This window comes from Streptomyces sp. DG2A-72 (genome assembly GCF_030499575.1).
Lineage (GTDB): Bacteria > Actinomycetota > Actinomycetes > Streptomycetales > Streptomycetaceae > Streptomyces.
Window position 1 is genome coordinate 6,806,787 of record NZ_JASTLC010000001.1, and the last position, 25,390, is coordinate 6,832,176.

Sequence of the window (25,390 nt, forward strand, 5' to 3'; positions counted from 1 at the left end):
TCAGGTACGGGAAGGTCGTACGCAGGAGAAGGTTGTACGTGGCAGAAGGTTGTACGCAGCAGATAACCCCGGCACTGGATCAGTGCCGGGGCTTGCAGCGGTATGTGTTACGCCGTGGCGCAGTTCGGGCACACCCCGCGGTAGGTCACCTCGACGTCCGAGACCGTGAAGCCGAAGCGCTCCGTGTCGGGGAGGTCGGCCAGCGGGTTGCCGGTGGGGTGGACGTCCCGGATGGCGCCGCACCGGGCGCAGACCAGGTGGTGGTGCGGCTGGTGGGCGTTCGGGTCGTACCGCTTGGCGCGCTTGTCGGTGGCGACCTCGAGCACCTCGCCGAGGGTCACCAGCTCGCCCAGCGTGTTGTAGACGGTCGCCCGGGAGATCTCGGGCAGCTTGGCCACAGCCCGCGCGTGGACCTCGTCGGCCGTCAGATGGACGTGTTCGCCGTCGAGGACCTCGGCCACGACGCGCCGCTGCGCGGTCATCCGCCATCCGCGTCCGCGCAGCCGTTCCAGAAGGTTGCTCATGCGCACCAGCTTAACAGCCAGGGACCAGAATCCGAATGGGTGTGAGTTTGGAAGCCTGCTTGATTTAGATTAAGTCTAATGTAGGATTGATTCAGAAGCAGCCGAGGAGAGAAGTAGCTCGGGGCAGAACTGACGCAGGAGGCGCACGTGACGCAGGGACCGCTCACCACAGAGGCCGGTGCCCCGGTCGCCGACAACCAGAACAGCGAGACCGCGGGCGTCGGCGGCCCGGTGCTCGTCCAGGACCAGCTGCTGCTGGAGAAGCTGGCCCACTTCAACCGGGAGCGCATCCCGGAGCGCGTGGTGCACGCCCGCGGCGCCGGCGCCTACGGCACCTTCACGGTGACCGCCGACGTGACGAAGTACACGCGCGCCAACTTCCTCTCGGAGATCGGCAAGCAGACCGAGACCTTCCTGCGCTTCTCCACGGTCGCGGGCAACCTCGGCGCGGCCGACGCGGTGCGCGACCCGCGCGGCTGGGCGCTGAAGTTCTATACCGAGGAGGGCAATTACGACCTCGTCGGCAACAACACCCCGGTGTTCTTCATCAAGGACGCCATCAAGTTCCCGGACTTCATCCACACCCAGAAGCGCGACCCGTACACGGGCTCCCAGGAGGCGGACAACGTCTGGGACTTTTGGGGCCTCAGCCCCGAGTCGACCCACCAGGTGACCTGGCTCTTCGGCGACCGCGGCATCCCGGCGTCGTACCGCCACATGAACGGCTACGGGTCGCACACGTTCCAGTGGAACAACGAGGCGGGCGAGGTCTTCTGGGTCAAGTACCACTTCAAGACCGACCAGGGGATCAAGAACCTCATGCAGGCCGAGGCCGACAAGCTCGCCGGTGAGGACCCGGACAGCCACCAGCGGGACCTGCGCGAGGCCATCGAGCGGGGCGAGTTCCCGACCTGGACCGTGCAGGTGCAGATCATGCCGGAGGCGGACGCGGCGACGTACCGCTTCAACCCTTTCGATCTGACCAAGGTGTGGCCGCACGCGGACTACCCGCCGATCGAGATCGGCAAGCTGGAGCTCAACCGCAACCCGGAAAACATCTTCGCCGAGGTCGAGCAGTCCGTCTTCAGCCCCGCGCACTTCGTGCCGGGCATCGGTCCGTCGCCCGACAAGATGCTCCAGGGGCGGCTGTTCGCGTACGGCGACGCCCACCGCTACCGCGTCGGCATCAACGCCGACCACCTGCCGGTGAACCGCCCGCACGCGACCGAGGCGCGCACCAACTCCCGTGACGGCTTCCTGTACGACGGCCGGCACGGCGGTGCCAAGAACTACGAGCCGAACAGCTTCGGGGGCCCTGTCCAGACGGACCGTCCGCTGTGGTCCGCCGCCGCCGTGAACGGCGGCACGGGCAACCACCCGGCCCCGGTGCACGCCGAGGACGACGACTTCGTGCAGGCGGGCAACCTCTACCGGCTGATGTCCGAGGGCGAGAAGGAGCGTCTGATCGACAACCTGGCGGGCTTCATCGCCAAGGTCTCGCGCGACGACATCGCCGAGCACGCGATCGACAACTTCCGCAAGGCGGAAGAGGACTTCGGCAAGCGGCTGGAGGTCGCGGTCCAGGCCCTGCGCGGCTGACACACCCACCAGCACTGGATCGCTTGCCGAAGCGGGCCGGATTCCCGCACAAGGGGGGTCCGGCCCGTTCGCGTGAGCTCAGGCCGGTACCTGCTGCCGCAGGGGAGCCCAGCAGCGGATGATGTCGCGGACCGAGACGATGCCGACGGGCTCGTCGTGGTCGAGCACGATCAGGTGGCGGAAGCCGCCGTGTGCCATGGCGTGAGCGGCCTCCTCCAGGGTCCAGGACGGAGCCGCGAACACGACGTCGGTGGTGGTGTGCGCGTGGGCGTACTCCGTGTCCGGGTCCTCACCCAGGCCGACGGAGATCAGGATGTCGCGTTCGGTGAGGATGCCGATACCGCCGGCGTCGGGGTCGAGGACGACGGCCGCGCCCACCCGGCGGGTGGACATCAGCGCGGCGGCCTGGCGAAGGGTGTGGGCGGGGCCGATGGTGAGGACCACTGTGCTCATGGCGTCGCGGACGAGCATGGATGCAGCCACCTCCTGAGGGTGTCCGCCGCTTGTTCATCGTTTCACAAATTCACAAGGGGCGGGACTTTCAGAGTGACAGGCAAAGAGAGGGTCAACAAGGGGGCGCGTGGAGCTCAGTAGCGCTGGTTGAGATACCCCAGGAACTCGTCGTGCAGCAGCCCGTTCGACGCGGCCGCGTTTCCGCTGTGCGGGCCGGGGCGGCCGTCGAGGCCGGTGAAGGAGCCGCCCGCCTCCGTCACGATGATCGCGTTCGCGGCCATGTCCCACAGGGACAGCTCGGGCTCGGCGCAGATGTCGACAGCGCCCTCGGCGACCAGCATGTACGGCCAGAAGTCGCCGTACGCGCGCGTGCGCCACACCTCTCGGGTCAGGTCCAGGAAGCCGCCCAGGCGGCCCTGGTCCTCCCAGCCGGTGAGCGAGGAGTACGCGAAGGAGGCGTCGGACAGCTTCGAGACGCGGGAGACGTGCAGCCGGGAGGCCGAGGAGAGACTGCGCCCGGTGAAGGCGCCGTGCCCCTTCGCGGCCCACCAGCGGCGGCCCAACGCGGGGGCGGAGACAAGGCCGACGACGGGCTCGTAGCCGCCCTCGCTCGCCTCTGTCAGGGCGATGAGCGTGGCCCAGACGGGCACGCCGCGTACGTAGTTCTTGGTGCCGTCGATCGGGTCGACGACCCAGCGCCGGGGGCCGGTGCCCTCGATGCCGTACTCCTCGCCGAGGACCGCGTCCCGGGGGCGGGCGCGCTGCAACTGGCCGCGGATGAGTTCCTCGGTGGCCTTGTCCGCTTCGCTCACCGGAGTCATGTCCGGCTTCGTCTCCACCTTCAGGTCGAGGGCCTTGAAGCGGGCCATGGTCGTCGCGTCGGCGGCGTCCGCGAGGACGTGGGCGAAGCGGAGGTCGTCGAGGTAGTCGGCCATGCGTGAACCGTATCTTTCGCGGTCACGGCCGGGCTACAGCGGGATGTGGGGGAACGGTGTGCACGGCACCCGGTCGCCCGGATGGCCTACGACAGCGTCGCGCGCCCCCTTGTGCCCTCGCGAACCCTTGACAGTGCCCCCGCGCGCGTCAAATCTGGGCGCAGAGTCGGTCGGGCTCGGGAGGCGATGATGCCTGCAGCGCGGGAATCCCTACTGGACGCCGCATACACGGCGCTGGCGCGGCGGCCATGGGCCGCGGTGCGGATGGTGGATGTGGCCGCGGCGGCCGGCGTGTCCCGGCAGACGCTCTACAACGAGTTCGGGAGCAAGGAAGGGCTGGCCAGGGCCCTCGTCCGCAGAGAGGCCGACGCCTATCTCGCCGGCGTCGAGCGGGCCCTCGCCACCAACCACGACGCCCGCGAGCGGCTCACCGCCACCGCCGAGTGGACCGCGTCGGCGGCCCGGGAGAACGCGCTCGTACGGGCCATGCTCACCGGCTGCTGGAGCGAGCGGCTGCCCTCGCCGACGCTCTCGGCCGTGCCGTCCACCTCGGCGGTGCCGGCACAGCGGCGGGCGGACGGGCCGCTGCCCTCACCCGGCGACCTCGTGGCCCTGGTCCGTGACCGTGCCGTGGCGGTGCTGGCCGGACCCGGCACCCACAAGTCGGAAGCCGCCGACCTGGCCCGCTCCTGCGAACTGGTCGTCCGGCTGGCGCTGTCCTGCGTGGCGGCCCCGCCCGGCGAGGGAGGCGTCGCGGATCTCGTACGGGGCGCGCTGCACCGGCAGTTGGTGTGATGCGGGGTCAGTGGGCCGAGCCCGACAGCTGGAGCCCGATGACGCCCACGATCACCAGGCTGATCGAGACGAGCTTCAGCGTCGACACGAGGTCGCCCAGGAAGACCATGCCGTAGATGGCGGTGCCCGCCGCGCCGATGCCCGTCCACACCGCGTAGGCCGGGCCCACGTCGAGCTTCTTCAGGGCCAGCGTCAGCAGGCCGAAGCTGCCGAGCGCGAAGATGCAGAACGCGACGGTCGGCCACAGCCTGGTGAAGCCGTGCGACAGCTTCAGGCAGACGGCGAAACCGGTTTCGAGGAGTCCTGCCACAACCACCAGCAGCCACGCCATGTCTTGTCCTCCCGTGTACACGTCGACTGCTTCATCTGGCTTGGATCGGACTCGGTGCGATTATGCACTTACCGACCTTGCGTTAAGACAAACAACGCGAAGGTCAGTCGCCTTCCTTCCGTTCCCTCGTGGACAGCAGCCGACGCAGGGAGTAGAGCCGTGCCGGGTCCGCATGTCCCTCGGCCACCCACTCGTCCAGCGCGCAGTCGGGCTCGTCGTGACTGCACGCGCGCGGACAGCCCTCGGTGCCCGGCTCCAGGTCGGGGAAGGCATGGATGACCCGGGACGGATCCACGTGGTGCAGCCCGAAGGACCGTAGGCCCGGGGTGTCGATGACCCAGCCGCCGGCCAGCAGCGGCAGCGCGAGCGCCGATGTCGTCGTGTGCCGGCCGCGGCCGGTCACCGCGTTCACATGTCCGGTGCTGCGTCGGCGGTCCTCCGGCACCAGAGCATTGACCAGCGTGGTCTTGCCGACGCCGGAGTGGCCCACGAACGCCGTGATCTTGCCGTCGAGTTGCTCGTGCACCCAGTCCGCCGCTTCGCCGTTCTCCAGCTCCTCGCGGCTGGTGACGACGTGCGGGATGTCGAGGGCGCCGTACAGCTCCAGGATCTTGTCGGGCGGGGCGAGGTCCGACTTCGTGAGCACGAGCAGCGGTTGCAGGCCGCCGTCGAACGCCGCCACCAGGCAGCGGTCGATGAGCCGTGGGCGCGGTTCGGGGTCGGCGAGCGCGGTGACGATGGCGAGTTGGTCGGCGTTGGCGACGACCACGCGCTCGTACGGATCGTCGTCGTCCGCGGTGCGGCGCAGGACCGAGGCGCGCGGCTCGATGCGGACGATGCGGGCGAGGGCGTCCTTCTTGCCGGACAGGTCGCCGACGATGGCCACCCGGTCACCGACGATCGCCGCCTTGCGGCCCAGTTCGCGGGCCTTCATCGCCATCACGATCCGGTCGTCGACGAGGCAGGTCAGACGGCCGCGGTCGACGGTGAGGACCATGCCCTCGGCCGCGTCCTCGTGCTTGGGGCGGATGTTCGTACGCGGCCGGTTGCCCTTGCGGTTCGGGCGGCTGCGGATGTCGTCCTCGTCGGTGTGCTTGCCGTAGCGACGCATGGCGTGTGTCCCCTACGCCCCGTCGCTCCCGAGCATCCCGGTCCACAGGTCGGGGAAGTCCGGCAGCGTCTTCGCCGTCGTCGCCACGTTCTCGATCTGCACGCCCTCCACCGCGAGGCCGATGACCGCGCCGGCGGTGGCCATGCGGTGGTCCTCGTACGTGTGGAAGACCCCGCCGTGCAGCGCGCGCGGGCGGATGTGCAGCCCGTCGGCGGTCTCCGTCACATCGCCGCCGAGTTCGTTGATCTCCTTGGTCAGCGCGGCCAGCCGGTCCGTCTCGTGCAGCCGCAGATGCGCCACGCCGCGCAGCGTGGAGGGGGAGTCGGCGAGGGCGGCCACGGCCGCGATGCCGGGGGTGAGTTCGCCTACGTCGCTCAGATCGACATCGATGCCGTGGATCGCGCCGGACCCGGTGAACTCCAGGCCGTAATCAGTCAGTTGGCAGGAACCGCCCATCTCGGTGAAGATCTCCCGCAGCCGGTCACCGGGTTGGGTGGTCCGCGTCGGCCAGTCCGGGACGAGTACCTTGCCGCCGGTCACCAGCGCCGCCGCCAGGAACGGCTGGGCGTTGGACAGATCCGGCTCCACCGTCAGGTCCCGGCCGAGCAGCGCACCCGGCGTGACCCGCCAGACGTTCGGCTCGCCGCCCGACTCCGGGGTGTCCACCTGGGCGCCGACGCCGCGCAGCATGTCGACGGTCATCCGGATGTGGGGCACGGAGGGCAGCGTCGCGCCGATGTGGCGGATCTCCACACCCTGGTTGAAGCGCGGGCCGGAGAGCAGCAGCGCACTGACGAACTGGGACGACGTGGACGCGTCGACCTCCACCGGGCCGCCGTCCAGCGCACCGCCGCCGTGCACGGTCAGCGGCAGCGCGCCGCGGCCGTCGTCGTCGATCCGGGCGCCGAGGACGCGCAGGGCGTCGATCACGCCGCTCAGGGGGCGCTCGTACGACCTCGGGTCGCCGTCGAAGCGGATCTCGCCGTCGGCGAGGGCGGCGACGGGAGGCAGGAAGCGCATGACGGTGCCTGCGTTGCCGACGTCGATCGTGGCGGGGCCGCGGAGCCCTGCGGGCAGCACGCGCCAGGTCTCGCCCGTGCCGTTGGGGCCTACGCCCTCCTCGATGCCGACGCCCATCGCCCGTAGGGCGTCGGCCATCAGCAGGGTGTCGCGGGAGCGGAGGGGGCGGCGCAGCCAGCCGGGCTCGGAGGCGAGGGCAGACAGCACGAGGGCGCGGTTGGTGACGGACTTGGACCCCGGTACGTGGACCGTCGCGTCGACGGCTCCGCTCGCGTGCGGGGCGGGCCAGAGGGCGGTGTCTGAGGGGTTCAAAGCCATAAGCCCACTCTAGTAGGGGGTTGTGTTTCGGGTGCGGCGCCGTCGTGGCTGGTCGCGCCCCGCGGCGGAGCCGCTGATAGACACAGCCCCGAGCCCCTGAAGGGGCGCTGACCTCACGCGTCCAGCAACCAACGGCCTCCGCCTATCAGCGAACACAACGACACCGCGTGGAACAGGAACAGCCACAACCCCGCCGGCACATGCGTCAGCCTCGACAGTTGATCAGCGTCCGAATCCCCCGCCCCTCCCCGCGCCCTCTTCGCCTGCAGCTCGAACGCCGGGCGTACCCCGCCGAGCAGCAGGAACCACACCACCGCATACGCGAAGGCCGCCTGCACCTGGGGACCGGCCAGCCAGGACACCAGGACGAAGGTGCCGCCGGTGAGGACGACCGTCACGGCACCGTACGCGTTGCGGATCATGACCAGCATCGCCAGCAGCAGGGCCGTGGCCAGCCACAACAGCAGCGTGATGCGGCCCGCGCCGAGCAGAGCCGCGCCGCCGAGGCCGAGGAGTGGGGGAGCGGTGTAGCCGGAGGCGGCGGTGAGGATCATGCCGAGGCCGTACGGCTTGCCGCGGCTGACCGTGAGGCCGCTGGTGTCGGAGTGGAGGCGTATGCCGGTGAGCTGTCGGCCGGTGAGCAGCGCGACCAGGCCGTGGCCGCCTTCGTGGGCGATGGTGATGGCGTTGCGGGCGAGGCGCCACAGGCCGTGTGGGACGACCACCACGACCGCGGCGACGAGGGTCGCGATCACCACCCACACGTCCGGGTCGGTCTGGGTGCCGATCAGCTCGTCCCACAGAGAGGTCGCTGTGCTGCTGTCCATGTGTCCGGGGTGCTCCCTCTGTTCATACGGAGTCTGGCAGTGTGGCACGTATGTGCGGACGGTATGCATCGAGTCGTAGGCCCGAGGATCTCGCAGGAATCTTTGAGATCGAGAAGTGGGAGCCAGAGGAGACTCTGGAGCCCGACTACAACGTGGCCCCGACCAAAGAGGTCTACGCGGTCCTGGACCGTCCTGTGAGAGACGCCGACGAGAAGCGACCGGTTCGGCAGCTGCGCAAGCTCAAGTGGGGGCTCGTCCCTTCCTGGTCGAAGACTCCCGAGGGCGGCGCGCGGATGATCAACGCGCGGTCGGAGACGGTGCACGAGAAGCCGTCGTACCGCCGTGCCTTCGCCGCTCGCCGGTGCATCCTGCCCGCCGACGGCTACTACGAGTGGGTCACCGGCAAGCAGGAGCGGGACCTGGAGGAGGAGGGGAAGAAGAAGCGGCCGCGCAAGCAGCCCTACTTCGTGCTCCCCGCCGACGGGTCCGTGTTCGCCATGGCCGGGCTGTACGAGTTCTGGCGGGACAAGACGCTGCCCGACGAGCATCCGCAGGCCTGGTGGGTGACCTGCTCGGTGATCACGACGGAGGCGGAGCAGACCCCGCTGGCCGTGGCGCCCGCCGACGGGCCGTACACGCTGTCCGACATCCACCCCCGGATGCCGCTGATGCTGACGCCCGACCGCTGGGACAGCTGGCTCGACCCGTCCCGCACCGACCCCGACGAGCTGCGTGAACTGCTCGCCCCGCCGCCCCCCGGACTGATGCGCGCCTATCCGGTCACCACCGCGGTCAGCAATGTCCGCAACAACGGGGCGGAGTTGCTGAAGGAGCTGGAAGGGCCCGAAGAGGGCACACTCTTCTAGCGTGACGACCGAGATCATCAGCACCGACGCGGGGGACGCCCGCATCACCTGGCACCGGGCGAAGAAGCCGCGGCTCGTGCTGGCGGTGAGCCATGGCGCGGGCGGCGGCATCGAGGCGCGGGACCTTCGGGCGATCGCCGCCGAGCTGCCGGGGCACGGCGTGAGCGTCGCCCTCGTGGAGCAGCCCTGGCGGGTGGCCGGGAAGAAGCTGGCGCCCGCGCCGAAGACCCTGGACGTGGGGTGGCGGGGTATCTGGCCCGCGGTCGCCGAGTCCGGGCTGCCCGTGATCTCGGGCGGGCGCAGCGCCGGGGCCCGGGTCGCCTGCCGTACGGCCGTGGAGCTGGGAGCCGCCGGCGTCCTCGCCCTCAGCTTCCCGCTCCACCCGCCGGGCAAGCCCGAGAAGTCCCGCGTCGACGAACTGCTCGGCGCCGGGGTGCCCGCGCTCGTCGTGCAGGGCGGCAACGATCCGTTCGGGAGGCCCGAGGAATTCCCGAAGGGCACTTATGAACTGGTCGAGGTGCCGTACAGCGATCATGGCTTCGCCGTGCCGAAGCGGGCGGAGATCGGGCAGGACGAAGCCGTGGCCATCGTCACCGACGCGGTCGTGAAGTGGACCGGGTCACTGGGGTAAAGGCCCGGGAATGTTGGGCCGCGGACCACTGTTGAGCGGGACAGAAGTGCTGAGAGACCAGCACCGACGTCGTGGGAGAGGGAGTCCGCCGCATGGGTTCGACCGCATGCCCGAGCCGCAGCAGCCGCACTGACCTGGACTGGACGGTGCTGCGCGCGGCCAAGACCACCCCTATTCGAGGGGCGGCGGGGACGGGTCGTCGTCTATCCTCCGAATCTGGTGACACCGGTATCGGTGCTGCCCGGAATCTTGAGGAGGTGGGTCCGGTCACTGGGATCGACGCAGGGACCGACAACGGCCAGGCGGAGCAGCCCGAGGGCCTGGGCACGAGCGTGGACACGTCCGCGGAGACGACCGCCGAGCGCAGCGCGCGCTTCGAGCGGGACGCGCTCGAATTCCTCGATCAGATGTATTCGGCCGCGCTGCGCATGACGCGCAACCCGGCAGACGCCGAGGATCTGGTGCAGGAGACGTACGCGAAGGCGTACGCGTCCTTCCACCAGTTCCGCGAGGGCACCAACCTCAAGGCGTGGCTGTACCGGATCCTCACCAACACCTTCATCAACTCGTACCGCAAGAAGCAGCGCGAACCCCAGCGCTCCGCGGCCGAGGAGATCGAGGACTGGCAGCTCGCCCGTGCCGAGTCGCACATGTCGACGGGTCTGCGCTCCGCTGAGTCGCAGGCGCTCGACCACCTGCCCGACTCGGACGTGAAGCAAGCGTTGCAGGCGATCCCCGAGGAGTTCCGCATCGCCGTCTACCTCGCGGACGTAGAGGGCTTTGCGTACAAGGAGATCGCGGACATCATGGGGACACCCATCGGTACGGTGATGTCCCGGCTGCACCGGGGCCGCCGTCAACTGCGCGGCATGCTCGAGGACTACGCCCGTGAGCGCGGACTGGTCCCGGCCGGCGCCGGAGAGTCGAACGAAGCGAAAGGCTCGGGCTCATGAGCTGCGGAGAGCCGCACGAGACTGACTGCAGTGAAGTCCTGGACCATCTCTACGAGTTCCTCGACAGCGAGATGCCGGACGTCGATCGCGCCAAGTTCAAGCAGCACTTCAAGGAGTGCTCGCCGTGCCTGGAGAAGTACGGGCTCGAAGAGGCAGTGAAGAAGCTCGTCAAGCGGTGCTGCGGTCATGACGACGTACCCACCGACCTGCGCTCCAAGGTCCTGGGGCGGATCGACCTGATCCGCTCCGGGCAGGCAGTGCCGGACCATGACGTGACGGCGACCCCGCAGGAATCCTGAACGGGCTGTCGTCACTCGAACGTGCTAACCGCGGGTCATCGACCCGCGGCCGTCCCACCCGCCGCCCTAGGCTCCTGAGCCCGTACGGGCACGGTCGGGGAGGGACGTCATGGAGGCGATACCAGCACGGGCACGCGCGTACGTCGCCTGCGTCGCCCTCGGTGCGCTGCTCTGCCTCCTCCCGCTGCCGTCCGTGCACACGCCCTGGTGGGCGGTCGCGCTGCTCGCCGCGCTCTACGCCGCGTGCGAGCAGATCACCCGGTGGCGGTTCTACGGCACCTTCTATCCCGTCCTGCTGGCCGGGGCCTTTCTGCTGCCGCCGCCCGCCGCCGCGCTGGTCGCGGTGCCCGGAGCGCTGCTGTCCCCCGTAGCGGGTCGGCGCCGGGCGCTGCGGCGGATCTGGCGGGCGGCCGAACTCGTCGTCGCCGTCTGGGCGGCGGCCCGCGTCCACTGGGCGCTGGGCGGCCGGGACGCGGTCGTGGCATCCGACTTCCCGTACGCGCTGCTGCCCGCCCTGGCCGCGGTGCTCGCCTTCTGCCTGGTGCTCAGCGTGCTGGACGGGGGGATCCTGGCCCTCGCCGTGGGGGCGCCTCCCACGCCTTTCGGGCAGTGGGGGAGAGTGCCGGTACGGCGGGCCTGGCGCGGTCTGTTTCTACGATCCCTTGCGCCGATCGGTGTCCACGGGCTCGCCGGGCTGATGATGGCCGTCCTGTGGCGCAGCCCGTACGGGCCGTTCGCCGCGCTGCTCGTACTGCTGCCGATGTGCGTGTCGGCCTGGGTGTTCGCGCAGTACCACCGGGAGCGGGCGGCGCATCAGGCGACCATCCGGGCGCTGGTGCAGGCCGTCGACATCAAGGACGCGTACACGCGCGGGCACAGCGAGCGGGTCGGGCAGGCGTCGACGATGATCGCGCGCGAGCTGGGCATGGACGACGAACGCGTCGAAGTCCTGCGGTTCGCCGGAATCCTGCACGACGTGGGGAAGTTGGGCGTGCCGACGCGGCTGCTGCGCAAGGACGGGCCGCTGACCCCCGAGGAGCGGCGGGTCATCGAGCTGCATCCGGAGTACGGGCACGAGATGGTGCGCGGGATCGCCTTCCTGGGCGAGGCGCGGGCGGCGGTGCTGCACCATCACGAGCGGCTGGACGGGAGCGGGTATCCGTACGGGCTGGTGGGCACCCAGATCCCGGAGTGCGCGCGGGTGGTGGCGGTCGCCGACGCCTTCGACGCGATGACGTCCACACGGTCCTATCGGCGGGCCAGGCCCGTCGCGGTCGCGCTGGAGGAGCTGCGGCGGTGTGCGGGAGCGCAGTTCGACCCCCGGATGGTCGAGGCCCTGGTCCGGGCACTCGGCCGACACGGCTGGCACCCGGCGGTCACCGCGGGGGAGGAACCGCGCGTCACCCCACCCGCCGAGAGCCGCCAGGGAGCGCGGCGATGAGCGTCGCACGCCGGCGGCCGTTGGTGATCCTCATCCACGCCTGCGCGCTCTGTATCGCCGCCGCCTGTCTCGCCCACACCCTCTGGACCGGCCTCGACGACCGCTGCGTCGCCCTCGCCTTCGCCGTCCTCGTCGCCCTCGGTGAACTCGCCCGGTGGAGCGGGGCCGAGGTCAGGGAGTCCGCGCCGCTCGGAGCGGCGGGGGCGCTCGCGTACGCGCTGCTCGGGGAGGACGCGGGACGGGCCACGGAACATGGCGTCCCGCAGGTCGTCACCGTCGTGCTCGCCGCCTCACTCGTCGGGAGCGTGCCGCACATCGCGCGGGGACAGGGGCCGACGGCCGATCATCTGGCCCGGCGCGTCCTGACCGTCGCCTTCGCCGCCTTCTGCTTCCAACCGCTGTACAACCAGGGCGCGTTCGGCAAGGGCGCAGGACCCGCGTACGCCCTTCTGCTCGTCGCGCTGCTCACGCTCACCGCGCTGTGCGACGCCGTCCTCGCCGCGGCCCTCGCGCACTCCCGCACCGGGTGGCCCTTCGGACCGCTGCTGCGGGACGAGCTGCGGGGCATGCTCGGGATCGGGTCCGCGGTGTGCGCCACCGGGGCGGTCATGGCGCTCGCTGTGGCCGTCGTCGGACTGTGGGCGCTGCCCGTCTTCTCGCTGCCGCTGCTGCTCACCCAGCTCTCCTTCCGGCGGTACGCCGCCGTCCGGACCACCTACCGGCAGACCATCGCCTCCCTCGCCCGCGCCACCGAGATCGCCGGATACACCCCCGCGGGGCATGCCCGGCGGGTGGCCGCGCTCAGTCGGGCGGTCGGGCGCGACATGGGTCTGTCCGGGCCCGACCTCACCGTCCTGGAGTACGCGGCACTCATGCACGACATCGGCCAGCTCAGCCTCGTCGACCCCGTCCCGGCGGGAGCCACCGCCGCGCTCCCCGCGTCCGAGCAGCGGCGGATCGCGCTGCTCGGCGGGGCCGTCGTACGGCAGACCGGGGTGAGCCCCCTGGTCGCCACGGTCGTGGAACGGCAGGCCGACCCCTGCCGGGAGCAGCCCGTGGCCGCACGGATCGTACGGGCGGTGAACGCCTACGAGGAGAAGGCGCGGGACGCCGGTCCCGGCGGGCCGCTGCGGGCCCTGGAGGAGCTGCGGCTCGCGACCGCCGGGGACTACGCACCCGAGGTGGTGGAGTCGCTGGCCCGTGTGCTGGCCAAGGACTGTCTGACCCTGCCCGGGGCTGGGTAACCCATGGGTAATGAGCGCCCCTCCAGCCGTACGTGGTTTGATGCGCAGGAGAGGGTGTCCGGGGGCGCGAAAGGCACAGCCAGCCCACTCCACGGAACTGGCAGGCGGGAATCGTGAGGATCTTCGGCAAGGGACGGCACCGGCCCTCCGCCTCCTGGCGGCAGGCCACCGACCGTGCGTTCACACTGATCGGGGACGGTCGGTACGAGGACGCGGGCGCGCTGCTGACACGGGCCGCCGATCTGGAGCCCTGGCTTTCCGAGTCCTGGTTCAACCTGGCCCTGCTGCACAAATTCCGGCACGACTGGGAGCAGGCGCGGGCCGCGGGCCTCAGGGCCGTGGCGCTGCTCGACCGGGAGACCGGCGCACCTGACTGGTGGAACGTCGGGATCGCCGCCACCGCACTCCAGGACTGGCCGCTGGCCCGCCGTGCCTGGCAGGCGTACGGGCTGCGGGTGCCGGGCGGTCCCAGCGCATCCGGGGAGCCTGTCGGGATGGACCTGGGCAGTGCGGCCGTACGGCTGTCACCGGAGGGCGAGGCCGAGGTCGTGTGGGGGCGGCGGCTCGATCCCGCGCGTATCGAGGTGCTGTCCATTCCGCTGCCGTCGTCGGGGCGGCGCTGGGGCGAGGTCGTGCTGCACGACGGGGTTCCGCACGGCGAGCGGACCATCGCCGCGGGGCACGCGTATCCCGTGTTCGACGAGATCGAGCTGTGGGCGCCGTCCCCGGTGCCGACCTGGGTGGTCCTCCTGGAGGCGGCCAGCGAAGCCGACCGGGATGCGTTGGAGCAGTTGGCTGCCGATGCGGGGTTCGCTGCGGAGGACTGGTCGTCTTCGGTGCGGTTGCTCTGTCGGATGTGCTCCGAGTCCCGGATGCCGTCCGACGAGGGCGACGGGGAGCATCTCGATCCGCACGATCACAGTGAGCCGGGGCATCCCGGGCCGCTCGGGCATCGGACCGACGGGCAGCTGTGGGTGCCGGAGCGGGAGTGCGGGGTGGCTGCGCCGGCTTCGCTGGTTCGGGGGTTGCTGGACGGGTGGGTTGCTGACAGTCCGGATTCACGGGATTGGCGGGATCTCGAAGAGGTCTGCTGAGGACCGGGGACGACTGCGGGTCCGTTGTGGCTGGTCGCGCCCACGCGGCGGAGCCGCATATTGATACAGTCCCGCGCCCCTGACGGGGCGCTCCCCGTACCCTGTATCAGCATCACACCCTCTTTTCTTGTGCAGGAAGGCATACGTCGGTCATGGCCCAGCAGGACACCGAGCAGCAGCACGCGGGCGTGCTCCCCGTGGACGACGAGGGGTTCGTCGTCGACACCGAGGACGCGGAGGAGCGCGAGCACGCCTGGCGTGAGCACGGCACCTCGCGGCCGATCACCGTCGTCGGGAACCCGGTGCTGCACAAGGAGTGCAAGGACGTCACCGACTTCGGCGAGGAGCTCCAGCAGCTGGTCGCGGACATGTTCGCCTCGCAGCGCACCGCCGAGGGCGTGGGCCTGGCCGCCAACCAGATCGGCGTCGACCTGAAGGCCTTCGTCTACGACTGCCAGGACGACCAGGGCGTCCGGCACGTGGGCGTGGTCTGCAACCCGAAGCTGGTCGACCTGCCCGCCGAGCAGCGCCGGCTGGACGACAGCAACGAGGGCTGTCTGTCGGTGCCGACGGCCTACGCACCGCTCGCCCGGCCCGACTACGCCGAGGTGACCGGTCAGGACGAGCAGGGCAACCCGATCAAGGTGCGCGGCACCGGCTACTTCGCCCGGTGTTTGCAGCACGAGACGGACCATCTGTACGGCTACCTCTACATCGACCGGCTCTCCAAGCGCGAACGCAAGGACGCGCTGCGGCAGATGGCCGAGAACGAGCCCCGCTACGCCGTGGTTCCGAACGGCTGAAGCCGACCAGGGGCAACTGAAGCCCCACAACTCCCTTCCGTACGGCGCCTGGTCAGGATCCCCTTCCTGACCAGGCGCCGTTCGCATGTCCGTCGCACGTTCGATCGTATGCGTGCAGCCGGTGACCCATATTCAGTCACACAAGGGGACGTTCTCGACATCGTGGGGTAGTGAAGGGAGCAAATGCGTTCCCAGATCGGTCAGTTGCGGTGCTGAATGGAAGTGCGGGGATACGCAACGGCGCACGCCCGGCACGGCGGGAGGGGTGTGTGCAACTGGCGGCTGAGAGGGGTTTGTTCGTGCATGCTTTCTCGCACAGCACCACATCGACACCGACGGCGGTCGCGGTCCCACCATCGCTCTCTCTACCGGTGATCGAGACAGCGTTTCCCAGGCAACTCCATCCGTATTGGCCCAGGCTCCAGGAGAAGACCCGCACCTGGCTACTGGAAAAAAGGCTCATGCCGGCGGACAAGGTGGAGGAATATGCCGACGGCCTGTGCTACACGGACCTCATGGCGGGCTACTACATTGGCGCCCCCGACGACGTCCTCCAGGCGATTGCGGACTACAGCGCGTGGTTCTTCGTCTGGGACGACCGGCACGACCGCGACATCGTGCACGGCCGGCCGGCGGCCTGGCGGCGGCTGAGGTTCCGGTTGCATACGGCCCTCGACTCCCCCGAGGGCCATCTGCACCACGAGGATGCCCTGGTCGCGGGGTTCGCGGACAGCATGGTGCGGTTGTACTCGTTCCTGCCCGAAACCTGGAACGCGCGGTTCGCCCGGCACTTCCACGCGGTGATCGATGCGTACGACCGGGAATTCCACAACCGTACCGAGGGAGTCGTCCCGACGGTCGAGGAATATCTCGCTCTGCGCCGCCTCACTTTCGCGCACTGGATCTGGACGGATCTGCTGGAACCGAGCGCGGGACAGGAACTGCCGGACAGCGTGCGGAAACACCCGGCATATCGCCGGGCGGCCCTGCTGAGCCAGGAATTCGCCGCCTGGTACAACGACCTCTGTTCGTTGCCCAAGGAAATCGCGGGCGATGAGGTCCACAATCTCGGAATCAGTCTCATCAAGCATGAGGGGATGACACTGGAAGCGGCGATCGGGGAAATGCGGCGACGCGTCGAGGGATGCGTCTCCGAGTTCCTGGTCGTCGAAGAGAAGGCCCTGCGTTTCGCCGACGGGCTCGACGACGGAACGGTGCGGGGAAAGGAATTGAGCGCCGCCGTGCGGGCCTGCGTCTGCAATATGCGGAACTGGTTCAGCACGGTCTATTGGTTCCACCACGAGTCCGGCCGCTACAGGGTCGACTCCTGGGACGACCGGTCCACGCCCCCGTACGTCAACAACGAAGCGGCAGGTGAGAAATGACCGTCGAGTCCGTCAAGCCCGATACACAGCCCCGTGCGGCTTCGGAGCTGCGTGAGCCGCCCCTCGCGGGTGGCGGAGTCCCGCTTCTCGGCCACGGCTGGAAGATGGTCCGTGATCCGCTGTCCTTCATGGCCGCACTCCGGGAGCACGGCGATGTCGTACGGCTCAAGCTCGGCCCGAAGACGGTGTACGCCGTCACCACGCCGGACCTCACCGGAGCGCTGGCCCTGAGTACCGATTTCGAGATCGCCGGGCCCCTGTGGGAGTCCCTGGAGGGCCTGCTCGGCAAGGAGGGCGTGGCCACGGCGAACGGCCCGCGGCACCGGCGTCAGCGGCGCACCATCCAGCCCGCCTTCCGGCTCGACGCGATCCCCGGGTACGGGCCGATCATGGAGGAGGAGGCACACGCGCTGACCGAGCGCTGGAAGCCCGGCGAGACCATCGACTGCACCTCCGAGTCGTTCCGGATCGCCGTGCGCATCGCCGCCCGCTGTCTGCTGCGCGGCGCGTACATGGACGAGCGGGCCGAGCGGCTCTGTGCCGCGCTCGACACCCTCTTCCGCGGTATGTACCGGCGGATGGTGATCCCGCTCGGGCCGCTTTACAACCTGCCTCTCCCGGCCAACCGCACATTCAACCGCGCCCTGGCTGATTTCCATCTCCTGGTCGACGAGATCGTCGTCGAACGCCGGGCATCTGGTCAAAAGCCGGACGATTTGCTGACGGCATTGCTGGACGCGAAGGACGAGAATGGCGATCCCATCGGGGAACAGGAGATCCACGATCAGGTCGTCGCGATACTCACCGCGGGCGCCGAAACCGTGGCCTCCACGATCATGTGGCTGCTCCATGTGCTCGCGGAACATCAGGAACACGCCGACAAGGTGTGCGCGGAGGTCGAATCCGTCACCGGTGGCCGGCCCGTGGCATTCGAGGACGTCCGCGGGCTCAGGCACACCAACAATGTCGTCGTGGAGGCGATGCGCTTGCGCCCCGCGATCTGGATTCTGACGCGACGGGCGGTGACCGATACATCACTCGGTGGCTATCGCATTCCGGCCGGGGCCGACATCGTCTACAGCCCCCACGCCATCCAGCGCGACCCGAAGTCGTACGCGCACAACCTCGACTTCGACCCCGACCGCTGGCTTCCAGAACGTGCCAAGGACGTGCCGAGATACGCCATGAGTCCGTTCGGCGTCGGCAACCGCAAGTGCCCGAGCGACCACTTCTCCATGGCGATGCTGACGCTGATCACGGCGGCGCTGTGCACCAGGTACCGCTTCGAGCAGGTGCCCGGTTCGAACGACGCGACACGGGTGGGCATCACGCTCCACCCGCACAAGCTGCTGCTGAGGCCCGTACCAAGGTGATGCGTCAGGCCGCTTCGGGGCCCCGGAATGTCCGCCGGTAGGCCTGCGGGGTCGTCCCGATCGACCGTACGAACTGATGGCGCAGCGCGGCCGCGGTACCGAACCCGGTTCGGGCCGCGATCGCGTCCACCGTCTCGTCCGTCGCCTCCAGCAACCGCTGGGCCAGCAGCACGCGCTGGCGCAGGATCCAGCGGTAGGGAGTCGTGCCGGTCTCCTGCTGGAAGCGGCGGGCGAAGGTGCGCGGCGACATGTGCGCCCGCGCGGCGAGCTGCTCGACGGTGACCTCCTCGTCGAGGTGCTCCTCCATCCAGACCAGCACCTCACCGACCGTGTCGCACTGCGACCGGGGCAGCGGCCGCTCGATGAACTGGGCCTGCCCGCCGTCTCGGTGCGGCGGCACGACCATGCGCCGGGCGATGGCGTTGGCGACCTCCGGCCCCTCGTTCTTGCGCACGATGTGCAGACAGGCGTCGATGCCGGCGGCCGTGCCCGCCGAGGTGATCACCGGGTCCTCGTCCACGTACAGCACATCGGGCTCGATGATCGCGCGGGGGAAGCGCCGGGCCAGCTCGTCCGCGTGCCGCCAGTGCACCGCGCACCGCCGCCCGTCGAGCAGCCCGGCGGCACCGAGGACGAAGACGCCGGAGCAGACGCTGAGCACCCGGGCACCCCGGTCCGTGGCCCTGACCAGGGCGTCGAGCAGCTCGTCCGGATAGTCCCGGCCGACGTAGTCGCTTCCCGCCGGTACGGCGATCAGATCCGCCTCGTCGAGCCGCTCAAGGCCGTACGGCGTGGAGACCGTGAACCCGGGGACATGGGTGCGCAGCGCGGGGCCCTCCGCCGAGACGACCGCGAAGTCGTACACCGGCAGCCCCTCGTCGCTGCGGTCGAGGCCGAAGACCTCGCAGACCACACCGAGTTCGAACGGATGAACGCCGTCGAGCAGGGCGACGGCCACGTTCTTCAGCATGCTGCCAGTGTGCCATTGACGCTGGCAGTAATTCGAGGGTGTACGACAGTTCTGCCACTGTCAGGAGTGTCATGCCAGTACGAGACTTACCGCATGAACACATTCCTCGAATACATGGCCGTCGTGATTCTCTTCTCCCTCCTCGGGGGTCCGGCGCTCGTGGGGGCGATCCACGAGCGCCGGATCGACCGACAGCTGAGGGAGGCGGAACGCAAGACTCAGAAGTCCTCGTCCAGGTCGACGGTGCCCTCCACCGCCACCTGGTACGCCGAAGGACGCCGCTCGAAGAAGTTGGTGAGTTCCTGAACCCCCTGCAACTCCATGAAGGAGAAGGGGTTCTCGGAGCCGTACACCGGAGCGAAACCGAGGCGGCCGAGCCGCTGGTCGGCGACGCACTCCAGGTACTGCCGCATCGATTCCGTGTTCATCCCCGGGAGGCCGTCACCACACAGGTCGCGCGCGAACTGCAGCTCGGCCTCGACGGCCTCCCTCAGCATGTCGGTGACCTGCTGCTCAAGCTGGTCGTCGAAGAGCTCCGGCTCCTCCTTGCGGACCGTGTCGACCACGTCGAACGCGAAGGACATGTGCATCGTCTCGTCGCGGAACACCCAGTTGGTGCCGGTCGCCAGGCCGTGCAGCAGACCCCGGCTGCGGAACCAGTAGACGTACGCGAAGGCACCGTAGAAGAACAGGCCCTCGATGCACGCGGCGAAGCAGATGAGGTTGAGCAGGAAGCGGCGCCGGTCGGCCTGTGTCTCCAGGCGGTCCAGCTTCTCGACCTCGTTGATCCACTTGAAGCAGAACCCGGCCTTCTCGCGGATGGACGGGATGTTCTCCACGGCGTCGAACGCGGCGGCCCTGTCTTCCGGATCGGGGAGGTAGGTGTCCAGCAGCGTCAGGTAGAACTGGACGTGGACGGCCTCCTCGAAGAGCTGGCGGCTCAAGTACAGCCGTGCCTCGGGGGAGTTGATGTGCTTGTAGAGCGTCAGCACCAGGTTGTTGGCGACGATCGAGTCACCCGTCGCGAAGAAGGCGACCAGGCGGCCGATGAGGTGCTGTTCGGCGGGCGTGAGCTTGGCGAGGTCGGTGACGTCCGAGTGGAGGTCGACCTCCTCCACGGTCCAGGTGTTCTTGATGGCGTCCCGGTAGCGCTCGTAGAAGTCGGGATAGCGCATGGGGCGCAGGGTCAGCTCGAAGCCCGGGTCGAGGAGATTCTGGTTACGGGTCGTCATTACTGGCAGGCCTCGCAGGACTCGGGGTTTTCCAGGGAGCAGGCGACGGCGTCTTCAGAGGGCACCTGCTGTACGGGGACCGTCGCTTGTGCCGCGCGGGCGATGCGGGTCGCCGGGCGGGAGCGCAGGTAGTACGTCGTCTTCAGCCCCGACTTCCAGGCGTACGCGTACATCGAGGAGAGCTTGCCGATGGTCGGCGTCTCCAGGAAGAGGTTCAGGGACTGGGACTGGTCCAGGAACGGGGTGCGGTCAGCCGCCATGTCGATCAGGCCGCGCTGCGGGATCTCCCACGCCGTGCGGTACAGCGCCCGTACGTCCGCCGGGATCCAGGCGAAGTCCTGCACCGAGCCGCCCGACTCACGCAGGGCCTCCCGCGTGCGGGCGTCCCAGACGCCGAGCGCCTTGAGTTCGTTCACCAGGTACGAGTTGACCTGGAGGAACTCGCCGGACAGGGTCTCGCGCTTGAAGAGGTTGGACACCTGCGGCTCGATGCACTCGTACACACCGGCGATGGACGCGATGGTCGCGGTGGGCGCGATCGCCAGCAGGAGGGAGTTGCGCATCCCGACCTCGGCGATGCGTTCCCGCAGGGCCGCCCAGCGCTCGGGCCAGGTGAGCTCGACGTCGTAGTGGTCGGGGTGCAGGACACCCTTGGCGGTACGGGTCTTCTGCCAGGCGGGGAGGGGCCCGTTGCGCTCGGCGAGGTCGGCGGAGGCCTCGTACGAAGCCAGCATGATGCGCTCGGCGATGCGGGTGGAGAGGGCCTTGGCCTCGGGTGAGTCGAAGGGCAGGCGCAGCTTGAAGAAGACGTCCTGCAGGCCCATCGCGCCGAGTCCGACGGGGCGCCACTTGGCGTTGGAGCGGCCCGCCTGCTCGGTCGGGTAGAAGTTGATGTCGACGACGCGGTCCAGGAAGGTGACGGCGGTGCGGACCGCCTCGTCCAGCCGCTCCCAGTCGATGTCCCCGTCGTTCACGAACGCGCCGAGGTTGACCGACCCCAGGTTGCACACCGCCGTCTCGCCGTCGTCCGTGACCTCCAGGATCTCCGTGCAGAGGTTGGAGGAGTGGACGACATGGCCCGGCTCGGCGGTCTGGTTGGCGGTGCGGTTGGCGGCGTCCTTGAAGGTCATCCAGCCGTTGCCGGTCTGCGCGAGGGTACGCATCATGCGGCCGTACAGGTCACGGGCGGGGATGGTCTTGCGCGCGAGCCCCGCGGCCTCCGCCTTCCGATAGGCGGCGTCGAACTCCTCGCCCCACAGGTCGACCAGTTCGGGCACATCGGCGGGGGAGAAGAGGGACCACACCCCGTCCGCGTTCACCCGGCGCATGAACTCGTCCGGGACCCAGTGCGCGAGGTTCAGATTGTGCGTACGGCGGGCGTCCTCACCGGTGTTGTCGCGCAGCTCCAGGAACTCCTCGATGTCGGAGTGCCAGGTCTCCAGGTACACCGCCGCCGCGCCCTTGCGCCGGCCGCCCTGGTTCACGGCGGCGACCGAGGCGTCCAGGGTCTTCAGGAACGGGACGATGCCGTTGGAGTGCCCGTTCGTGCCGCGGATCAGTGAACCGCGGGAGCGGATGCGGGAGTAGGCGATGCCGATGCCGCCCGCGTGCTTCGAGAGGCGGGCCACCTGGTGGTAGCGGTCGTAGATGGAGTCCAGCTCGTCCTTGGGGGAGTCGAGGAGGTAGCAGGACGACATCTGGGGGTGCCGGGTGCCGGAGTTGAAGAGGGTGGGGGAGGAGGGGAGGTAGTCGAGGCGGCTCATCAGCCCGTAGAGAGCGGCGACTTCGTCGACGGACCTCGCGGTGTCGTCCTCGGCGAGACCGGCGGCGACGCGCAGCATGAAGTGCTGGGGCGTCTCGATCACCTTGCGGGTGAGGGGATGCCGGAGGAGGTAGCGGCTGTGCAGGGTGCGCAGGCCGAAGTAGCCGAAGCGGTCGTTGGCCGCACGGTCGATCAGGTGGTCCAGGCGGTCCGTGTGCAGCCGTACGAACTCGGCGGTGCGGTCGGCGATGAGGCCCTCGCGGTGGCCGACGGCGACCGACTCGGAGAACGACGTGACGCCCTGCGAGGCTGCTTCGGCGGCGATGCTGATCGTCAGGAGACGGGCGGCCAACCGGGAGTACGCGGGGTCCTCCGAGATGAGGCCGGCCGCGGCCTCGGTGGCCAGCTCGCGCAACTCCGACTCGTCCGCCCGGGCCGACTTGCCGCGCAGCGCGGCGGCGGCGACCCGGCCGGGGTCGGCGTCGGGGAGGTCGGCGGTCAGCTCGGTCAGGGTCCGCAGCAGTGCGGTTCCTGGACCGTCGGTCTCCTGGATCGCTGAGGCCGGTTCGGCTGGCGCGATGGTCACGTGGGGCTCTCCCTCGCTCGGCACGGGGCCTTGCGGAGGGCAGGGGGCAGCACACGAGCGCACACGGCGTCGCGCCCACCGGCCCATTCCACGAGGCCCGGACATCGGGCGCACCGGCCGGGTGGCCGGGCGCGCTGTCGACAGGTCCTCGGACTGAATCCTGTGCACGCCGCTTCTGGGAACAGACACGCACAAGTACACCGTTGCGGGACAGTTCCGGATTCGCACCGGATTCCCCTGCGGCGACAGCGAGCATGAGCATACATCTTGTGCCGGGTTCCGGTGACACCCCTAGATGTTGTGTCGCGGTGACTTCAGAGCGTCAATTCATAAGTGAGGAGAGTGAACTCGGCGCCCGGGATCGGGTTCCAGTCGCGCTCGGGGGCACGGGTGAAGCCGAGGCGCTCGTAGATGCGGTGGGCGGCGTGCATGGTGCGCTGGGTCGACAGGACGACGGCGGTGCGCTCCGCGGTTCTCGCCCGGTCGACGCAGGCTCGTACGAGGGCTTCTCCGGCGCCTCTGCCGCGGGCCGCCCGGGCTACGGCGAGCATGCGGATCTCCGCCTCTCCCGGGCGGGCGAGGTCGGCCATGGGGCCGGGGGAGGGGACGAAGGTGACGCCGCCGAGGAGTTGGTCGCCCTGTGTGGCCACGAGGACGTCGGCCGCTGCCGCCCGCTTGGCCACGTCCTTCAGCTCACCGAGGTACCAGTCGCTCTCGCCGAACGTCAGGAGGTCGTCCTGGAGGTAGGCCTGGGCGGTGATCTCGCCGAGGGTGTCGTATTCGGTGGGTTCTACGGGCCGGATCACTATGTCCATGCAGGTGAGTGTGCCGGACAGGTACGACAACGGGCCGCCGGATTTCCCCGACGGCCCGTGCCCTGACGTACAGGTCAGTGAGCCGCGCCGGCAGTCGCCGGGGGCAGCTCCGTCTTGACTTCCGGGTCTCTCGCCGCCTCGCCCGTGTAGTCCTCCGGGCTTGTCTCGTCCACGCCCTCGGGGGCCTTCATCGCCTTCAGTACGAAGGTGAGGACGACCGTCACCACCAGGTTCAGGATGAACGCCGTCAGGCCGATGTAGCCGATCTCGCCGATGCCGGGGATCTCCTTGGAGGAGCCGCCGAAGTGCTTCTGGGTCGGGGAGGCGACGCCGTACGCGGCGACTGTGCCGTAGATCATGCCGACCGCCCAGCCGGCGAGCAGGGCCCAGCGGTGGAACCAGCGAGTGAAGAGGCCGCCGACGAGGGCCGGGAAGGTCTGGAGGATCCAGATGCCGCCGAGGAGCTGGAAGTTGATCGCGACCGTCTTGTCCATGGTCAGGACGAAGACCAGCGCGCCCACCTTCACGAGCAGGGACACCAGCTTGGAGACCTTGGTCTCCTGCGCCGGCGTGGCGTCCGGCTTGATGAAGTCCTTGTAGATGTTGCGGGTGAAGAGGTTGGCCGCCGCGATGGACATGATCGCCGCCGGCACCAGCGCGCCGATGCCGATCGCCGCGAAGGCCACGCCCGCGAACCAGTCGGGGAACATCGTCTCGAACAGCTGCGGGATCGCCAACTGGCCGTTGTCCACCTTGATTCCGGCGGCGATCGCCATGAAGCCCAGCAGACCGAGCAGGCCCAGCATCAGCGAGTACAGCGGCAGGATCGTGGAGTTGCGGCGGATGACGTCACGGCTGCGGCTGGAGAGCACGGCCGTCACCGAGTGCGGGTACATGAACAGCGCGAGCGCCGAGCCGAGGGCCAGGGTCGCGTATGTCCACTGGCCGGCGTCACCCGGGACCATCGCGCCGCGTGGCGCGCCCGTCGCCGGGTTGGTCTGGCTGAACGCGGCGCTCGCCTTGGCGAAGATGTCGTCGAACCCGCCCAGCTTGATCGGGATGTAGATGATCGCGACCGCGATGACGATGTAGATCAGCGTGTCCTTCACGAACGCGATCAGCGCCGGGGCCCGCAGACCCGAGGAGTACGTGTACGCGGCCAGCACGCCGAAGGCGATCAGCAGCGGCAGGTCCTTGATGAACCAGTTGGTGTCCTCGCCGCCGCCGACGCCCATCACGTCCAGCACGGCCTGGATGCCGACCAGTTGGAGCGCGATGTACGGCATCGTGGCGAGGATGCCGGTGACGGCGACCGCCAGCGACAGCCCCTTGGAGTCGAAGCGGCCCCGGACGAAGTCCGACGTGGTGACGTAGCCGTGCTTGTGCGAGACCGACCACAGCCGCGGCAGGAAGACGAACATCATCGGGTAGATGAGGATCGTGTAGGGCACCGCGAAGAAGCCGGCCGCGCCCGCCGCGTAGATCGCCGCCGGTACGGCGACGAAGGTGTACGCCGTGTACAGGTCGCCGCCGAGCAGGAACCAGGTGATCCAGGTGCCGAACGAGCGCCCGCCCAGGCCCCATTCGTCCAGGGTCTGCTCGTTCTCGGCCCTGCGCCAGCGCGAGGCCAAGAAGCCCATGACCGTGACGGCCACGAAGAAGAGGATGAAGACGGCGAGTGCGACGCCGTTCACGCCGTCCTTCACTTTCCGGCACCCCCCTTGCGTGCCTGCTGGTCACGCTGCCACAGCTTGTACGCGACCATCGTCAGCACGGTGGAGAGGACCACCCAGGCCATCTGGTACCAGTAGAAGAACGGGATGCCGATGAAGGCCGGGTCCTCCTTCGCGTACGAACCCACCCACAGCATCGCCACGAAGGGCGCGAATAGGCAGAGAGCGATGACGACCCTGGCGGGTGTCACCGTCCCTCTGTTCACTTCCGATGTTTGTGACATCCGGCGGCTCCGTCCCCTCACTGATCACCTGTGTAACGCGCAGGCAATGTAGGTCACGGTGTCGCG

25 protein-coding genes and 1 riboswitch are annotated in these 25,390 nt (G+C 69.3%); of the genes, 12 read left to right on the plus strand and 13 right to left on the minus strand.

What is annotated here, in order from left to right; genetic code table 11:
• Positions 1-107 precede the first annotated feature (107 nt).
• The gene (locus QQY66_RS32395) at positions 108-524 is read right to left on the minus strand and encodes a Fur family transcriptional regulator (protein ID WP_301983849.1); all 417 of its coding nucleotides are present in this window, start codon (positions 522-524) and stop codon (positions 108-110) included.
• A gap of 129 nt (positions 525-653) precedes the next feature.
• Here QQY66_RS32395 and QQY66_RS32400 point away from each other — a divergent pair, with 129 nt between their 5' ends.
• Positions 654-2,123: a catalase gene (locus QQY66_RS32400; protein ID WP_301987567.1), complete on the plus strand. Its 1,470-nt coding sequence runs from the start codon at positions 654-656 to the stop codon at positions 2,121-2,123.
• Positions 2,124-2,201: 78 nt separating this feature from the next.
• Here the strand turns inward: QQY66_RS32400 and QQY66_RS32405 are convergent, their stop codons facing one another.
• Both QQY66_RS32405 and hisN read right to left on the minus strand, forming a co-directional pair.
• Positions 2,202-2,594, minus strand: a complete 393-nt coding sequence (locus QQY66_RS32405) for a cyclic nucleotide-binding/CBS domain-containing protein (RefSeq protein ID WP_301987568.1) — start codon at positions 2,592-2,594, stop codon at positions 2,202-2,204.
• Positions 2,595-2,710: 116 nt separating this feature from the next.
• A complete protein-coding gene (hisN, locus tag QQY66_RS32410) occupies positions 2,711-3,511 on the minus strand; it encodes a histidinol-phosphatase (protein WP_301983850.1) in 801 nt (266 codons plus the stop codon).
• 186 nt (positions 3,512-3,697) lie between these two features.
• Between hisN and QQY66_RS32415 the strand changes: the two genes are divergently transcribed.
• On the plus strand, positions 3,698-4,306 hold the full coding sequence (locus tag QQY66_RS32415) for a TetR/AcrR family transcriptional regulator (RefSeq protein ID WP_301983851.1): 609 nt from the start codon (positions 3,698-3,700) through the stop codon (positions 4,304-4,306).
• 7 nt (positions 4,307-4,313) lie between these two features.
• Here the strand turns inward: QQY66_RS32415 and QQY66_RS32420 are convergent, their stop codons facing one another.
• From QQY66_RS32420 to QQY66_RS32435, 4 genes are all read right to left on the minus strand, one after another.
• On the minus strand, positions 4,314-4,637 hold the full coding sequence (locus QQY66_RS32420) for a multidrug efflux SMR transporter (RefSeq protein ID WP_301983852.1): 324 nt from the start codon (positions 4,635-4,637) through the stop codon (positions 4,314-4,316).
• Between the two features lie 103 nt (positions 4,638-4,740).
• Entirely contained in the window at positions 4,741-5,748 is a 1,008-nt protein-coding gene (gene rsgA, locus QQY66_RS32425) for a ribosome small subunit-dependent GTPase A (protein ID WP_301983853.1), read from the minus strand.
• 12 nt (positions 5,749-5,760) lie between these two features.
• Positions 5,761-7,086, minus strand: coding sequence for a 3-phosphoshikimate 1-carboxyvinyltransferase (gene aroA / locus QQY66_RS32430; protein ID WP_301983855.1), 1,326 nt, complete (start codon positions 7,084-7,086; stop codon positions 5,761-5,763).
• 113 nt (positions 7,087-7,199) lie between these two features.
• Complete coding sequence (locus QQY66_RS32435) at positions 7,200-7,913, minus strand: M50 family metallopeptidase (protein ID WP_301983856.1); 714 nt, start codon at positions 7,911-7,913, stop codon at positions 7,200-7,202.
• 50 nt (positions 7,914-7,963) lie between these two features.
• Here QQY66_RS32435 and QQY66_RS32440 point away from each other — a divergent pair, with 50 nt between their 5' ends.
• The 10 genes from QQY66_RS32440 to QQY66_RS32485 all read left to right on the plus strand — a co-directional run bounded on the left by QQY66_RS32440 (position 7,964) and on the right by QQY66_RS32485 (position 18,002).
• Positions 7,964-8,779, plus strand: coding sequence for an SOS response-associated peptidase (locus tag QQY66_RS32440; protein ID WP_301983857.1), 816 nt, complete (start codon positions 7,964-7,966; stop codon positions 8,777-8,779).
• Between the two features lies 1 nt (position 8,780).
• Complete coding sequence (locus QQY66_RS32445; RefSeq protein ID WP_301983858.1) at positions 8,781-9,410, plus strand: alpha/beta family hydrolase; 630 nt, start codon at positions 8,781-8,783, stop codon at positions 9,408-9,410.
• Between the two features lie 257 nt (positions 9,411-9,667).
• Positions 9,668-10,363: an RNA polymerase sigma factor SigR gene (gene sigR, locus QQY66_RS32450; protein WP_301983859.1), complete on the plus strand. Its 696-nt coding sequence runs from the start codon at positions 9,668-9,670 to the stop codon at positions 10,361-10,363.
• Positions 10,360-10,662: a mycothiol system anti-sigma-R factor gene (rsrA, locus tag QQY66_RS32455; protein ID WP_210572346.1), complete on the plus strand. Its 303-nt coding sequence runs from the start codon at positions 10,360-10,362 to the stop codon at positions 10,660-10,662. Before sigR ends, rsrA begins: the two co-directional genes overlap by 4 nt.
• A 109-nt stretch (positions 10,663-10,771) precedes the next feature.
• A complete protein-coding gene (locus tag QQY66_RS32460) occupies positions 10,772-12,103 on the plus strand; it encodes an HD-GYP domain-containing protein (RefSeq protein ID WP_301983860.1) in 1,332 nt (443 codons plus the stop codon).
• The gene (locus QQY66_RS32465) at positions 12,100-13,347 is read left to right on the plus strand and encodes an HD-GYP domain-containing protein (protein ID WP_301983861.1); all 1,248 of its coding nucleotides are present in this window, start codon (positions 12,100-12,102) and stop codon (positions 13,345-13,347) included. Before QQY66_RS32460 ends, QQY66_RS32465 begins: the two co-directional genes overlap by 4 nt.
• Before the next feature lie 113 nt (positions 13,348-13,460).
• A complete protein-coding gene (locus QQY66_RS32470) occupies positions 13,461-14,441 on the plus strand; it encodes a hypothetical protein (protein ID WP_301983862.1) in 981 nt (326 codons plus the stop codon).
• Between the two features lie 152 nt (positions 14,442-14,593).
• Entirely contained in the window at positions 14,594-15,244 is a 651-nt protein-coding gene (gene def, locus QQY66_RS32475; RefSeq protein WP_301983863.1) for a peptide deformylase, read from the plus strand.
• Positions 15,245-15,543: 299 nt separating this feature from the next.
• Positions 15,544-16,629 carry an epi-isozizaene synthase gene (gene cyc1, locus QQY66_RS32480; RefSeq protein ID WP_301987569.1) on the plus strand — a complete coding sequence of 362 codons (1,086 nt, stop codon included), beginning with the start codon at positions 15,544-15,546 and terminating at the stop codon, positions 16,627-16,629.
• Complete coding sequence (locus QQY66_RS32485) at positions 16,626-18,002, plus strand: cytochrome P450 (RefSeq protein WP_301983864.1); 1,377 nt, start codon at positions 16,626-16,628, stop codon at positions 18,000-18,002. The genes cyc1 and QQY66_RS32485 overlap by 4 nt, the downstream gene beginning before the upstream one ends.
• Before the next feature lie 4 nt (positions 18,003-18,006).
• On the opposite strand, the gene QQY66_RS32490 is transcribed toward QQY66_RS32485, so the two are convergent.
• From QQY66_RS32490 to QQY66_RS32520, 6 genes are all read right to left on the minus strand, one after another.
• Positions 18,007-18,972: a GlxA family transcriptional regulator gene (locus QQY66_RS32490; RefSeq protein ID WP_301983865.1), complete on the minus strand. Its 966-nt coding sequence runs from the start codon at positions 18,970-18,972 to the stop codon at positions 18,007-18,009.
• 218 nt (positions 18,973-19,190) lie between these two features.
• Positions 19,191-20,204: a ribonucleotide-diphosphate reductase subunit beta gene (locus tag QQY66_RS32500; protein WP_301983867.1), complete on the minus strand. Its 1,014-nt coding sequence runs from the start codon at positions 20,202-20,204 to the stop codon at positions 19,191-19,193.
• Entirely contained in the window at positions 20,204-22,552 is a 2,349-nt protein-coding gene (locus QQY66_RS32505) for a ribonucleoside-diphosphate reductase subunit alpha (protein ID WP_301983868.1), read from the minus strand. The genes QQY66_RS32500 and QQY66_RS32505 overlap by 1 nt, the downstream gene beginning before the upstream one ends.
• A gap of 98 nt (positions 22,553-22,650) precedes the next feature.
• Positions 22,651-22,824: riboswitch (cobalamin riboswitch) on the minus strand.
• A gap of 42 nt (positions 22,825-22,866) precedes the next feature.
• Positions 22,867-23,367, minus strand: a complete 501-nt coding sequence (locus QQY66_RS32510) for a GNAT family N-acetyltransferase (protein ID WP_301983869.1) — start codon at positions 23,365-23,367, stop codon at positions 22,867-22,869.
• Between the two features lie 74 nt (positions 23,368-23,441).
• Positions 23,442-25,073, minus strand: coding sequence for a monocarboxylate uptake permease MctP (gene mctP / locus QQY66_RS32515; protein WP_301983870.1), 1,632 nt, complete (start codon positions 25,071-25,073; stop codon positions 23,442-23,444).
• Positions 25,070-25,324, minus strand: coding sequence for a DUF3311 domain-containing protein (locus QQY66_RS32520; protein ID WP_301983871.1), 255 nt, complete (start codon positions 25,322-25,324; stop codon positions 25,070-25,072). Before QQY66_RS32520 ends, mctP begins: the two co-directional genes overlap by 4 nt.
• Positions 25,325-25,390: the final 66 nt, after the last annotated feature.